Origin of the sequence: Rhizobium mesosinicum, from assembly GCF_019511345.1 — a bacterium.
Taxonomy (GTDB): Bacteria; Pseudomonadota; Alphaproteobacteria; order Rhizobiales; family Rhizobiaceae; genus Rhizobium; species Rhizobium mesosinicum.
Window position 1 is genome coordinate 136619 of sequence record NZ_JAEUAK010000011.1, and the last position, 12100, is coordinate 148718.

Here is a 12100-nt window from a genome sequence, read left to right on the forward strand (position 1 = left end):
CGAGCAGGCGTTCCTTGTGGCGCCCCCTCTGTCCTGCCGGACATCTCCCCACAAGGGGGAGATTAGGCTGGGCGCACGGGCTTCCTCAACCAATGAGCGTTCCAGCCCGGCGAAACGATAGAGGTGTGTGAAGGTCAGGCCACTTGTCGATCTCCCCCCTTGTGGGGAAGATGCCTGGCAAGGCAGAGGGGGGTGCCCACGGCTCGACACAAAAGTGACGGAGCCTGAACCAGCCAATACATCTAGTCCGACGCCCAACCACAAAAAACGGCGCCCCAAAACCGGAGCACCGCTTCAAAATCATCAGCACACCAACGCCACAGCGAGGCCCGAAAGGCCCTACCCCTTCTTCGGCGCCCTGGTCTTCTTTGCCGGCGCTTCCGGCGCAGGCTGGGCGAGCCTCAGCGCGCGCAGCTTTTCGGTCTTCTTCTGCCGCGCGGCGGCTTCGCTTTCGAGGATGTCCCTGGCGATGGACGTCGTCTGCTCGGCCCTCGCCTGTGGCGAAAGCTTTTCGGGCTTGAAGAACGTGTCTTTCGACTCGGCCATGTCTCCTCCTTTTCGTTGGATCCTTAAGACCGGGAAAAGATCAGCGGGCGCCGCGGGCCGGCATTACCTTCTTCTTCGGCGCCGGCAGGAGGCCTTCGCGCTGTGCCTGCTTGCGGGCGAGCTTACGGGCGCGGCGAATCGCTTCGCCCTTTTCGCGGGCGCGCTTTTCCGACGGCTTCTCGTAGGCGCTGCGTTCCTTCATTTCACGGAACACACCTTCGCGCTGCAGCTTCTTCTTGAGCACGCGGAGGGCCTGATCGACGTTGTTGTCTCGGACGAGTACCTGCAAGTTTTCTCCTTAATCAGCGTTGCTGCTGTTATTTCCTGATGCGGATCGAATTCGAATTGATCCAGCTCGATGTCGAACTCTCGGAAGCCGCCTGCACTTTGGAGGGCAAGGGAGCCGAAGGCGATGCGAGCACGTCTATATCATCCTGACGGATGCTGCGCTCGAAATTCTCGTTCTGGAACCGGACGCGATAATGGGTAAAACCCTGCGCGGCCGGCAGAATGGATAGTACGTTGCCCGAGCCCGAAGGCTGGGCATTACCGAGAACGCCATGCTTGAGCATGATGGTGTCACCCGGCCGGTAACGACGGTTTACCATATCGTTCTCCGTAAGAAATCAAAAAACAAAAGGCCGGGACTACTCCCGACCTTCCCCGGCCAGCTGACTGGCCTCAGTCATCGCCTTTGCGCGCCAGTACATCCGTGGTCGCGCGAAGTCGTGACAATTTCTTAGGCAGCGCGGAGGTTGTCGGCAGAGCTCTTGCCCGAACGACGGTCCTGCACGATGTCGTAGGTGATCTTCTGTCCGTCCGAGAGCGAGCGCATGCCTGCGCGTTCAACTGCGGAAATGTGGACGAAAACATCCTGGCTGCCGTTATCCGGCTGGATAAAACCAAAACCCTTGGTAGAGTTGAACCACTTGACTGTACCTGTATTCATAACGATCTCCTTTCAAAGCAACCGTTGATTTTCCCGCGATACCCTGCGGGCTTGGGTCGATTATTTGTAAGGAAATCTGACGAGAGCACAGATGGCTGCTCAACGACGTCACAAGCAATGGTCGATGCCCGTAATATACGGTCAATTTTAAATTTGGCAACAGACGCAGGCGGAAATTCTTCGAACCGCTTGCAGGTTTTTGATGTAAGCGACTGATATAATTAATATTATTCGCGAGACAGCGACCCAGCCCGTCTCGGCGTCATCCTCGGGCCTGTCCCGAGGATCTGCCATGACCCGCAGCAGATGCTCTGGCCAAACCCGGACATGACGGAAGAACTGCCCACCCGGCATATGGCCTTGCGCCCGGCAGCGATGTAGGAAGGATCTCCGCACAGCCTGCGGGTTTAAGCGAAAGCCACTGGAATCACCATGCCGACGACGCCGGTTGAACACGCAGTCAAAATCCGCCCCGCCACATCGGCCGACATGGAAGTCCTCGGCGGCTTCGGCGCCCTGCTCGTCGCGCTGCATCACGAACTGGACGGCAAACGCTTCATCGAAGCGGCCAAGAGCACGCCGCTCAGATACGGGCAGTTTCTTCAAAGCCAGCTCGCGCGGCCCGACGTCATTGTCATCGTCGCCGAAGACGATAGCGGCCTAGTCGGATATGCCTATGCTGCATCCGAAGGCTTCGATTATATGTCGCTGCGCGGGCCGGCCGGCGTCATCCACGATCTCTTCGTCGATCCCGGCCGCCGGCGCGAAGGCGTCGGCAGGATGCTCATGGAAGCGGCAATGGCCGGATTGAAATCCCTCGGCGCCGAACGCTTCGTGCTGTCGACCGCCCATCGCAACGAGGCCGCCCGCAGCCTCTTTGCCACCATGGGCTTCCGCCCGACGATGATCGAGATGACGCGCGAGGCGGATGGCTGAAGCCGGCTCGAAGCGGGCCGGTATCTTATTACCGGATGGGGCTTTGCCCCTATATGCGCCGCCGCGAATAAAACTGTGCAGTGCCGCTCTCCTGTCTTGCCCTTGGCCTCTGTTGACGGTTTTTGGGAACTTCCGGCTGCAGGGAGAATTCATAGTATGACGCACCCCTCGCCCCTCGTTCGTACGGCAGGAGTGGACCATGGCAAAGGCAACTGAGTTGAAGACCATCCGGGCGCTCGCCATCGCGTTTTGCGCCGCTCTGCTTTTCAGCGGCGCCGCCAAGTGGCCGGCGCTGCCGAACTCGGGCTTCCTGACCGGCCGGGGTGCTGCACCCGAGGATGTCGATAACGGAACCGCGATCTTTGCCACCGGGCAGGATGAGCGAAGCTACGGAAAGCCGCTCGATATCAAGATCCCGCAATACGCCTACTTCCGGCAGGAAGACAAATACGTCATCATCCTGCAGGCCGAGAAATACGACGGCAAAAGCATCATCGGCGCCGAGACGTTCGACGGCGAAAAGGTGGTCGGCCTGCTCGACGAGTTCGATCTCTTGGGCGATCACGGCCGATAGTTTCCGGCGCTGACACCGCAGCCGTGATGGCGCATAAAAAAATGAGGCACGTCTTGAGAGACGGCCTCGAAGTTGCGTCAAGTCGGCCCAGCTCCACAAGGCCGTCTTCACTCTATCCGTCAGCCGGGCAAGCGCTACCCCCAATCGGGTGATATCTGGCGGGATTGCGAAGATTTTTTAAGAAAAGTGGAAAGATTTAAGTGGCTTACGTAGCGTGAACCACTATTCCTCGCTCTCGCCTTCTTTCCCGGTCATCAGCGTCAAGCCGTGGTTACGAGTCAGGAGATGCCATGCTTCGCACCCTATTCACCTTCGCTCTCATTCTTGCCGGCGCGCTTGCCGCAAGGGCCGAGGCGTCCGACACAGACAGCACGCAGCCGCCTGCAGATCCCTGCACGCGCCAGAGCTTCGAAGGCGCCGCCTATATCGTCTGCCCCGTCGATCCCGCAAAGGCGGATCTGCGCCTGTTCTGGAAGGGCGCCGGGGGCAAGCCCTATCGCTATTTTTCAGATGTCGCCGATGCCGTCACCGGTCACGGACATCGCCTTCTGTTCGCGATGAATGCCGGCATGTATCGCGAGGATTTCACGCCGATGGGGCTTTATGTCGAGGATGGCGAGGCGCTGATAGAAGTGAACAGAGAGGCGCCGCCCAAGGTCTCCGGGCCGGTGCCGAACTTCTTCAAGCAGCCGAACGGCATCTTCTATCTTGACGAGGCCGGCGCTCACATCATCCCGACCGTGGAGTTCCTGAAGCAGAGCTCGAAACCGCGCCTCGCCACCCAATCCGGCCCGATGCTGGTCATCGCGGGCAGGATCAACCCGATCTTCATAGAGGGCTCGACCGACCGCACGCGCCGCAACGGCGTCGGCATCTCCTCGGACGGCACGTTGCGCTTCGTCATCAGCGAGAACGACGTGAACTTCCACGATTTCGCAAGGTTCTTCCGCGACGAGCTTAAATGCGCCGACGCGCTCTTCCTCGACGGCGGAAACGGCACCGGGCTCTACAATCCCGCCCGCCGCCGCAACGATACATCCTGGCACGGCGGCTACGGCCCGATCTTCGGGCTGGTGGGGGAGCGGGATTAAAGCGATTTCAGGAAAGGTGTGCAGCGGTTTTGCGCAGGCTGCTGACAAACATTGCAAACCCCGCGACGTCATCCTCGGCCTTGTGCCGAGGATCTGCTCCGGCCGATTAAATATCTGAAAAGAAATGCTTTCTCGCCAAGAGGATTGCAGCGGTCAGATGCTCGGCACAAGGCCGAGCATGACGGATGAGACTTTGTCAATAAACTGAGCAAAAGTGCGATGCGGCCTTGCGTCAGGAACTGCTTCAGGCCGCCTTGGGGGCCACCAGCTGCCGTGTCTCGACGATCTCGGCAAAATCGGATTCCAGATGCGCCATCGTCACATCGAAGATCGTGCGCGCCGAAAGGTTGGCATCCGGCAGGTCGAAGCCGAGCACGGCGTCGCGGACGACGCTCATCTTGAAGCCGAGGTCAGAGCCGGCCCGCACGGTGGTATTGACGCAGAAGCCGGCGACTGCCCCGGTCACGAAAAGATGCGTGATCCCGACCTCGTTCAGATAGCCTTCGAGCTCGGTTGAGGCAAAGGCCGACGAAGTGCACTTGATGAAGACCGGTTCGTTCTCCCGCGCCACGGCGCAGGGCATCGGCTGGTATCCGGGCGCACCTTCATTGAGCGCCGAGCTCTCGTCGGCCTCGCGATGGCGGATATGGATGACCGGCCTGCGGTCGGCGCGAAAGGCAGCGGCAAGGGCTGCGATCTTCTCTCCCGCCTCGCCGTTCACACGCTCGCGCCCGGCATCGAGCCGCGCCTGCATGACCATCTGCATGTCGATGATGAGGAGCGCTCTCGTCATGGTTGAATTCCTTCGGGCTTTCTGTCGATATTCTCACAATGTGCCCCGAACTTTACCATCTGCTGCAGGGCAAGTCGCTCCCGAAATCTCGTGAGGGGCCTGCGATAATGCAGTCGTGATCGGAGCGGAGGCGGCCGCAGAAACCAGAGGTTGAGCAACTGGGAGATCGCATAGGCTGCACCGCAAAATGCGGCCATATTCCCCGCCATTGAGCAGAGTCAGAAACGATTTCGTCGGTTCGAAACCCGCGAAAGGGGGACATCGACATCGCTCTTCTTTTGTACGGCAGCGTAGATTTTGCGCCGGGGTGTCAAAAAAAAGCGGAACATCGGCAACGCCTTCGGGTTGAAGCCTTTATCACCAACGTCCAACTGAAAGGCGAACCCAATGCTTTTGAAAATTCTCGCGACTTCGGCCCTTGCCCTGTCACTGGCGACCTCGGCCATGGCACAGTCCTCCGGTACATCCGGCAGCGGTACGTCCGGCAGCGGTACGTCAGGTACGGGCACCACCGATGGCAACAGCAATGGCACCGGCGGCAACACGGACGGCAGCAGCACCAACCGCAGCGGGATGGACACCAATACAACCGGCTCCACCAACAACGCCGGCAATCCGTCCAGCGGCACCGTCAACCCGGGCGCCTCCGGCGGCGACCCGAACGACTGCCAGCGCACGACCAACAGCGGCACAGGCAACCCGGCGCCGACACCTTCGGTGAATGCGATCCAGCCGGATGCGGCAAACGCCTGCTGATCCCCCGAGACGGCACCGGCCGGCCCGCAGCGGATGAGCTTCTGCTGGGGGCCGGGTCGCGGCGCGGCATCTGGGGTTCGCGCGAGCGGACCCTCGCGAACGCGTTCTCGTTGGTCAGCCCTGGATATCAGGACCAGGCGCTAATGCGCCGGCGCCGCCGACGTAAAGGTCCTGATCTCAATGCTTCATGAGCGGCGACAATATCCAGACTGCCGCTGCTGTCGCAGCGATCGCTGATTGCTTTCAGCTGTGCCAACGGCTGTGCAGGGTCGCCGATCTCTTTCGCAAGCTTGACACGGCTTGTTGCAGCCCGCAGCGCAAAACCGAGAGCGCCGCTCTTCCGACCCAGGTCTATCGCATCCTGAAGGCGCCGCATCGCGGAAACGGTATCTCCATCCCGCCAGCACACCAAGCCTCGAAGATGCAGAAATTCGGCGTCGCACCATCTGTCTCCGCGCTGCCTGCAATAGTCCACGCCCTCATCGATGCTCTGGCGAGCAACCTCGACCTGATCATGCGAAAGTGCCGCGTGAGCGAGCATCGCATACCGCAGGGGTAAATGGATGAGAAAATTGCACTCGCGAATGGCGGCGATTGCATCCCTCAAACGCTGGACTGCCTCCCGCTCTCCACGTGCGGCATCGATCGCCGCCTGATGAAAGCGGGCGAATGGCGGCCAGGTGTCGATCTGGCGGGTCTTGAGGCGCTCGGCCAGCATCGACGCTCGCTCCTGCGCCAAATCAATCCGTCCGCATAGCAACGCTATGGGCGTGGCCGCGACCGCAAGCGAATGCGCGCAAGACAAGTCGTGGTTCAAAGTCAGCGCGGCGTTCAGTGCTTCCTCCGCAATCTCAAGTGCACGCCGATGCTTGCCGACCACCCAAGTGGACCATGAAAGATGATTTCGGAAATTGACGAACCTGTCGATCTGGAACCTCGAGGTCTGACCGCGATTGCCGAAAGTTGCATGCTCGCGAGCCAGACGCTCGAGACCCGCATGCCCGGATCTGATGTTGCCTTGGTAGAATTCGCACGTAAACAACTCTCGATCGACATTGGGAGCCGCGGAATAATCGTCTACGGACGCCATGAAGCGGCGGAGATCGGCAATCGTCTCAAACGCCCGCTGATGAAAGCCCATCGCGGTCTGAACCATTGCCAGGCCCACCTTCGTGCGAAGACAATGTTCCACGCTTCCGGCCTCCAAAGCGAGCTCGAACCCCCTCTTCCAGGTTGCTTCCAGTTCGTCGCCGAAAGGATAACGATAACAGAGATTCCAGCCGTGGGCTGCCACCAGCTTCATACGCAGCAGGAGGTGATCGCCAGATAGGTTGTCCAGCGCCGACAGTGCCTTTTCGACCCGTGCCCCGCTTTCCGCCATCGTCGAGAACTCGACCCAGAACGGCAAAGCAGCAACGGTCAGCCGTACCCCAAGCTCGGCCTGCCCATCAGCATCATAGGCCCAATCGATCATGCGGCGGAGATCCGCGCTCCAGCCGCCGTAGAGCGCCACCCAGTCTTCACGCGGCCGCCACGTCCATTCCTCTTCTGCCCGTTCGAACAGCGCAAGAATGAAGCGGCCATACGCGATCATAGCCGCCTGCTGCTCGCCCTGCCCTATGAGCCGTTTGTTGGCGAAGGTTCGGGTAGTGTCGAGCAGCCGGTATCGGCGACGCCTCCCCGTGTAGTTGACCGACACCATGGACTTGATCGCGAGGGCTTCCAGCCACGCGGTAAGGTCTTCCTCATGCGCAAGATGCCCGAAAGCGTCGATGACATCGTCAAGCGCAAAGGTGCCGCCGAAAACGGAAAGGTGACGGAGCAGCCAGGCCTCGTTTTCTGAAAGCAGCCGATAACTCCAGTTCAGCGTCGCCGTCAGTGTCTTGTGACGATCCATGCCATCCCCGCGCGACGACAGTGCTTCGAAGTCGCGTTCAAGCATTTGCAGCAGCCCCGCAGGACCGTTGGCCTGAAGTTGCGGGGCCGCCAGTTCGATCGCCAGCGCAATGCCGTCAAGACGCCGGCTCAAACTCGTGATCGAAGGGACATCCGCGTCCTCCAATCGATAGCCATGTGCCTCCGCGCGCCGAACCAGCAACTCGATCGCCGAAAAACCCATTGCCGACCCGGCATCGAGAGTCGCATCCTCGGGCGGGCACTGAAGCGGCGGAAGCCGATGGACAGTTTCGAACCTGCATCTCAACGGCTCGCGGCTTGTCGCGATGATATTCAATCCGTGCAAGGCATGGTTCAGTCGATCTGCTATGCCGGCTACGTCCGCCAGGAGGTGTTCGCAATTGTCAAGAACGAGAAGCTGGTTGCGGCCGCGCAGCGCGTCGATGAGACCTTCCACCTCGTCGATCGGGTTGCTTACGATGCCGAGCGCGCGACTAACGGCCAGGGCGACGAATTGTCCTTTTTCGATCGCGGCCAGATCGACGAAGCACACGGCTTGGTGCTCGCCGTTGGCGATCGCTCTTGCGGCTGCGATGGCGATGCTTGTCTTGCCGACGCCGGCAGGTCCGACCACCGTGAGCAATCGGGTCTGCTGCAGCGCCTCGACGATCGCCGCCAACGCACCGGCGCGCCCGACCAGCGGCTTTGATGGCGGCAGCACCCCGTCAATCTCCCTGATCGACGCGGGAAAGGCCGCCTCCCTCGGCCTCTCGACCGTCAGCGATGCAACGAAGCGATATCCGCGGCCCGGGACTGTCGCTATGCAGGGAACGTCGATGCCGCCTGTCTCCAGCGCACGGCGCAGAGCGGCGATGTTGACCTTGAGATTGCTTTCGTCGACGAACAGGTTGGGCCACGCCGCTTTCAGAAGTTCGCTTTTGTTGACGACCTGCCCAGGCTGGCGCACGAGCGCATGAAGCAGATCCATGGCGCGCGATCCAAGACGTATCGGGCTATCGCCGCAGAGCAGCGACTGGCGAGCGGGCGTGAAACGGCAGTTGCCGAAGCAATATGTCGTCGCATCGATCATATCAGCCTGTTCCATTTCCCCTCCTTTCGCGGCTCACTTTGAGAGCGCTGCGCCTCGCGGATCCACGCCCGGACGACGGCGGCCATCGAATGGATCTCAGGGTTGGTCCCGCCCCGATAGCCTTATACCAGCAGATTTACCTCTTTTAACCAGCTATGCCGGTGCCGCGGTGATATCAATGTAGCGGGCTGACCGGGTATAGAGATCCCAAGCGCTCGCGCAGGTTTGCCCTATTCTTGAGGTTCGAGTTTCGTGTGGTCGTTGTTGGCCATGGCTGCTCGCGCCCCGGACCCGGAGTGATCCCCGGAGTAATCGAGGAGGCCGCCATGCCCCGCGCGCTAAGCACACTGACATTGTCGGACGCCAAGCGGATGATCGACGCGGCCGAAGCAAAGGCGGCCGATCTCGGCATTCCCTACAACATCGCTGTGGTCGACGTCGGCGGCGCGTTGATTGCGTTCGCGCGTCAGGATGGCGCTCTGGAAGGAAGCATCGATCTCGCCATCGGCAAGGCGAAGACAGCGCGGATGTTCAACAAGACGACCGAATATCTCGCCGAACTGGCACAGCCCGGAGCGCCTCTGTTCGGGATCGACCAGAGCAATGCCGGCCATGTGGTGATTTTTGGCGGCGGTCTGCCCGTCACCATCGACGACCAGATCGTCGGTGCCGTCGGCACCAGCGCCGGTTCGGTCGAACAGGACATTGCGGTCGCCGAGGCGGCGGCCGCCGCGATGGCAACAAATCCAAAAACCTGAAGGAGACCAGTGATGAGAGCTGCGCGCATTCTTGAATACAGGAAGCCCCTCGTCCTCGAGGACATCAAGGTTCCCGACATCCAGCCCGACGAGGTTCTCGTGAAAGTCGCCGCCTGCGGCATGTGCCGCTCGGACGTGCTGCTGATCGACGGCTTCTTCCAGGGCTATGGCGATATTCCGCCGCCCGTCATTCCCGGTCATGAGATAACGGGCACGGTCGAGAAAGTCGGCGGTGTCGTGGCCAAGGCTGCGGGATTGCAGGAAGGCGACCATGTCGTGGTGTCGCCCGGCTGGGGTGATGGCGTCTGCAGGCATTGCCAGGTCGGCAACACGCATATCTGCCCCAATGTCCGCTGGCCGGGCTTTGGTACTTACGGCGGCTTTGCCGAATATATCCCGGTGCCGGCCCGCTATGCGATCAAGGTCGCCAAACATCTGAAATTCGAGCAACTTGCACCACTCACCGACGCCGGTCTGACCCCCTATCGCGGGCTCAAGAAGATCCGCGATGCCGGCGGGCTCGGCCCGGACCGGGTGATCGGCGTCTTCGGCATCGGCGGCCTTGGCGCCTACGCCGTCCAATATGCCAGGCTGCTGGGCGCAGGCGGTCCCGTCGTCGCTGTCGCCAGAAACGAGCAGAAACTTCAGGTCGCGAAGAAATATGGCGCCGACCACATCATCGCGATCGAAGGCAAGTCCTCCGAGGAGGTCGGAAAGGAGCTTAAAAAGGCGACCGGCCAGGACAAGTTCGACGCGATCATCGACTGCGCCGGTGCGACCGAGATGATGCAGCTCGCCTTCTCGCGCCTGGCAATCGGCGGGCACTATGTCGATGTCGGCTTCATCGGCGACCGGATCAACGTTCCTTTGTTCCCGCGCGTCCATGGCGAGCAGACTTTTCACGGCTCTTTCTGGGGAAACAACGCCGATCTCATCGAGGTCATGGCGCTCGCTGCAGAAGGCAAGATCCAGCACACGATCAAGACGATCTCGTTCGACGATATCAATGAATATATCGACCTGTTGCGGGACAATAAAATCGTCGGTCGTGCAGTCGTCACCTTCTGACGGCATCGAACGCGTCGCTTGAAGATAGGACTGTACGGAGGATTTCCCATGCTTGAGGTGGTGCAAGCCTATGATCGTGAACATATCGCTGACCTGCCGACCGACGACGCGGCTGCGCTCGAACGCAAGCTGAGCCTCGCCCGCACACGTTTCGAAGACCGGGGCGGCTGGCTGAAGCCGCACCAGCGGATAGCCGTGCTGCATCGGCTTGCGGATCTCGTTGCCCAGCAGCGCGAAGTCTTCGCGATGAGGATCGCGCGTGAAGGGGGAAAGCCTTACACCGATGCGCTGGTTGAAACCGACCGCGCCACCGACGGGATACGCAACGCCGCCGACCTGCTTCGCATCCGCGGCGGCTCCGAAATCCCGATGGGGCTGACCCCGGCCAGCGAGGGGCGGCGCGCCTGGACGATCCTCGAGCCCATCGGCGTGGTCGCGGCGATCTCAGCGTTCAACCATCCCCTGAACCTCATCGTGCATCAGGTCGCGCCGGCGATCGCAACGGGCTGCCCTGTCATCGTCAAGCCTGCGGCGGCCACGCCGCTTTCCTGCCTGGAACTCGTAAAGCTCGTTCATGAAGCCGGGATGCCGGAGGGTTGGGTTCAGACCCTGCTCCCCGAGAGCCGCGATCTGTCCGGCGCCTTTGCGAGCGACCCGAGAGTGGCCTTCCTGAGCTTCATCGGCTCGGCCGCGGTCGGCTGGCGTCTGCGCGCCAACCTGGCGCCGGGAACACGCTGCGCGCTCGAGCATGGCGGCGTGGCGCCGGTGATCGTCGACCGCACCGCCGACATCGACGCGATCATCGAGCCGCTCGCGAAGGGCGGCTACTATCATGCGGGTCAGGTCTGTGTCTCGGTCCAGCGGATCTACGTGCATGAAGCGCTGAAGGATGCCTTCGTGGAACGGTTCGCCGAGCGCGTCGGGCGCCTGCGCGTCGGCGACCCCCGCCTTGCCGAGACGGAGGTCGGTCCCCTCATTCAACCGGCTGAAGCCGAACGGGTCGCCACCTGGATTGAGGAAGCCGTGTCAGGCGGTGCCCGTCTGATCGGAGGCGGACGGCTGAGCGACACGACGCTGGCGCCTGCTATTCTCGTCGATCCGCCCGGCACATTGAAGGTCTCGCGCGAGGAGGTCTTTGGCCCGCTCACCTGCATTTTCGGTTTTGCCGATCTCTATGATGCCATCCGCGAGGCAAATTCGCTGCCGGTCGCATTTCAGAGCAGCATCTTCACCCGCGATCTCGCCGTCGCGCTCGACGCAGCCGAACGTCTCGACGCCTCGGCCGTCATGATCAATGACCACAGCGCCTTCCGTACCGACTGGATGCCTTTCGCCGGGCGAAAGACATCCGGCTACGGGGTCGGCGGCATTCCTTATACCGCCCGTGAAATGACGGCGGAGAAGATGATCGTCTTCAAACGGTGATCGGGACCCGGCCGCTCAATACCTGCAGGAGAGTGCGTTGGTCGGCCTGAAGCCCTGGCTGCATGCCGGATTCCTCGAATTCCAGGGCTGATACTGGAAATCGGCACTGTTGGTTCGTGGATGCGTCGTGCACGATGACGCCAACGTGGCGAAGCCGACAATCAATCCAGCTATCGCAAACATCCAAAGTCTGGTCATCACGGTCACCTTCACGCAGC

13 protein-coding genes are annotated in these 12100 nt (G+C 61.2%); 7 read left to right on the forward strand and 6 right to left on the reverse strand.

Annotation, left to right across the window (positions count from 1 at the left end; genetic code table 11):
* Positions 1–339 precede the first annotated feature (339 nt).
* The 4 genes from JNB85_RS24725 to JNB85_RS24740 form a co-directional block, all read right to left on the reverse strand.
* The gene (locus JNB85_RS24725; RefSeq protein WP_220336926.1) at positions 340–546 is read right to left on the reverse strand and encodes a hypothetical protein; all 207 of its coding nucleotides are present in this window, start codon (positions 544–546) and stop codon (positions 340–342) included.
* A gap of 40 nt (positions 547–586) precedes the next feature.
* Positions 587–835, reverse strand: a complete 249-nt coding sequence (gene rpsU, locus JNB85_RS24730; RefSeq protein WP_216758608.1) for a 30S ribosomal protein S21 — start codon at positions 833–835, stop codon at positions 587–589.
* Positions 836–863: 28 nt separating this feature from the next.
* Positions 864–1154, reverse strand: coding sequence for a cold-shock protein (locus JNB85_RS24735; RefSeq protein ID WP_183739429.1), 291 nt, complete (start codon positions 1152–1154; stop codon positions 864–866).
* A gap of 131 nt (positions 1155–1285) precedes the next feature.
* The gene (locus JNB85_RS24740) at positions 1286–1495 is read right to left on the reverse strand and encodes a cold-shock protein (RefSeq protein WP_220336927.1); all 210 of its coding nucleotides are present in this window, start codon (positions 1493–1495) and stop codon (positions 1286–1288) included.
* Between the two features lie 432 nt (positions 1496–1927).
* Here JNB85_RS24740 and JNB85_RS24745 point away from each other — a divergent pair, with 432 nt between their 5' ends.
* The 3 genes from JNB85_RS24745 to JNB85_RS24755 all read left to right on the forward strand — a co-directional run bounded on the left by JNB85_RS24745 (position 1928) and on the right by JNB85_RS24755 (position 4096).
* Positions 1928–2431: a GNAT family N-acetyltransferase gene (locus tag JNB85_RS24745; protein ID WP_220336928.1), complete on the forward strand. Its 504-nt coding sequence runs from the start codon at positions 1928–1930 to the stop codon at positions 2429–2431.
* Between the two features lie 199 nt (positions 2432–2630).
* The gene (locus JNB85_RS24750) at positions 2631–3005 is read left to right on the forward strand and encodes a hypothetical protein (protein WP_220336929.1); all 375 of its coding nucleotides are present in this window, start codon (positions 2631–2633) and stop codon (positions 3003–3005) included.
* Positions 3006–3295: 290 nt separating this feature from the next.
* Positions 3296–4096 (forward strand): phosphodiester glycosidase family protein, encoded by an 801-nt coding sequence (locus JNB85_RS24755; protein WP_220336930.1) that lies wholly within the window; start codon positions 3296–3298, stop codon positions 4094–4096.
* A 244-nt stretch (positions 4097–4340) separates the two neighbouring features.
* Here JNB85_RS24755 and JNB85_RS24760 read toward each other — a convergent pair whose 3' ends face one another.
* Positions 4341–4889 carry an isochorismatase family protein gene (locus tag JNB85_RS24760; RefSeq protein WP_220336931.1) on the reverse strand — a complete coding sequence of 183 codons (549 nt, stop codon included), beginning with the start codon at positions 4887–4889 and terminating at the stop codon, positions 4341–4343.
* 387 nt (positions 4890–5276) lie between these two features.
* Here JNB85_RS24760 and JNB85_RS24765 point away from each other — a divergent pair, with 387 nt between their 5' ends.
* Entirely contained in the window at positions 5277–5645 is a 369-nt protein-coding gene (locus tag JNB85_RS24765) for an oxidoreductase (RefSeq protein ID WP_220336932.1), read from the forward strand.
* Positions 5646–5772: 127 nt separating this feature from the next.
* Here the strand turns inward: JNB85_RS24765 and JNB85_RS24770 are convergent, their stop codons facing one another.
* On the reverse strand, positions 5773–8646 hold the full coding sequence (locus JNB85_RS24770; protein WP_338050355.1) for an ATP-binding protein: 2874 nt from the start codon (positions 8644–8646) through the stop codon (positions 5773–5775).
* 311 nt (positions 8647–8957) lie between these two features.
* Between JNB85_RS24770 and JNB85_RS24775 the strand changes: the two genes are divergently transcribed.
* Genes JNB85_RS24775 through JNB85_RS24785 form a run of 3 tightly spaced genes read left to right on the forward strand, consistent with a single transcriptional unit; the run spans position 8958 to position 11882 of the window.
* Positions 8958–9389 carry a GlcG/HbpS family heme-binding protein gene (locus tag JNB85_RS24775; protein WP_220336933.1) on the forward strand — a complete coding sequence of 144 codons (432 nt, stop codon included), beginning with the start codon at positions 8958–8960 and terminating at the stop codon, positions 9387–9389.
* A 12-nt stretch (positions 9390–9401) separates the two neighbouring features.
* Positions 9402–10457 (forward strand): NAD(P)-dependent alcohol dehydrogenase, encoded by a 1056-nt coding sequence (locus JNB85_RS24780; RefSeq protein ID WP_220336934.1) that lies wholly within the window; start codon positions 9402–9404, stop codon positions 10455–10457.
* A 48-nt stretch (positions 10458–10505) separates the two neighbouring features.
* The gene (locus JNB85_RS24785; protein WP_220336935.1) at positions 10506–11882 is read left to right on the forward strand and encodes an aldehyde dehydrogenase family protein; all 1377 of its coding nucleotides are present in this window, start codon (positions 10506–10508) and stop codon (positions 11880–11882) included.
* The last annotated feature ends 218 nt before the right edge of the window (positions 11883–12100 follow it).

Excerpts from the sequence above, each read along its gene's own strand:
- JNB85_RS24760 (WP_220336931.1), bottom strand. The coding sequence starts at position 4,889 with ATGACGAGAGCGCTCCTCATCATCGACATGCAGATGGTCATGCAGGCG.
- JNB85_RS24775 (WP_220336933.1), top strand. The coding sequence starts at position 8,958 with ATGCCCCGCGCGCTAAGCACACTGACATTGTCGGACGCCAAGCGGATG.
- JNB85_RS24780 (WP_220336934.1), top strand. The coding sequence starts at position 9,402 with ATGAGAGCTGCGCGCATTCTTGAATACAGGAAGCCCCTCGTCCTCGAG.
- JNB85_RS24770 (WP_338050355.1), bottom strand. The coding sequence starts at position 8,646 with ATGGAACAGGCTGATATGATCGATGCGACGACATATTGCTTCGGCAAC.
- JNB85_RS24785 (WP_220336935.1), top strand. The coding sequence starts at position 10,506 with ATGCTTGAGGTGGTGCAAGCCTATGATCGTGAACATATCGCTGACCTG.
- JNB85_RS24745 (WP_220336928.1), top strand. The coding sequence starts at position 1,928 with ATGCCGACGACGCCGGTTGAACACGCAGTCAAAATCCGCCCCGCCACA.
- JNB85_RS24740 (WP_220336927.1), bottom strand. The coding sequence starts at position 1,495 with ATGAATACAGGTACAGTCAAGTGGTTCAACTCTACCAAGGGTTTTGGT.
- JNB85_RS24765 (WP_220336932.1), top strand. The coding sequence starts at position 5,277 with ATGCTTTTGAAAATTCTCGCGACTTCGGCCCTTGCCCTGTCACTGGCG.
- JNB85_RS24750 (WP_220336929.1), top strand. The coding sequence starts at position 2,631 with ATGGCAAAGGCAACTGAGTTGAAGACCATCCGGGCGCTCGCCATCGCG.
- JNB85_RS24755 (WP_220336930.1), top strand. The coding sequence starts at position 3,296 with ATGCTTCGCACCCTATTCACCTTCGCTCTCATTCTTGCCGGCGCGCTT.
- JNB85_RS24735 (WP_183739429.1), bottom strand. The coding sequence starts at position 1,154 with ATGGTAAACCGTCGTTACCGGCCGGGTGACACCATCATGCTCAAGCAT.
- JNB85_RS24725 (WP_220336926.1), bottom strand. The coding sequence starts at position 546 with ATGGCCGAGTCGAAAGACACGTTCTTCAAGCCCGAAAAGCTTTCGCCA.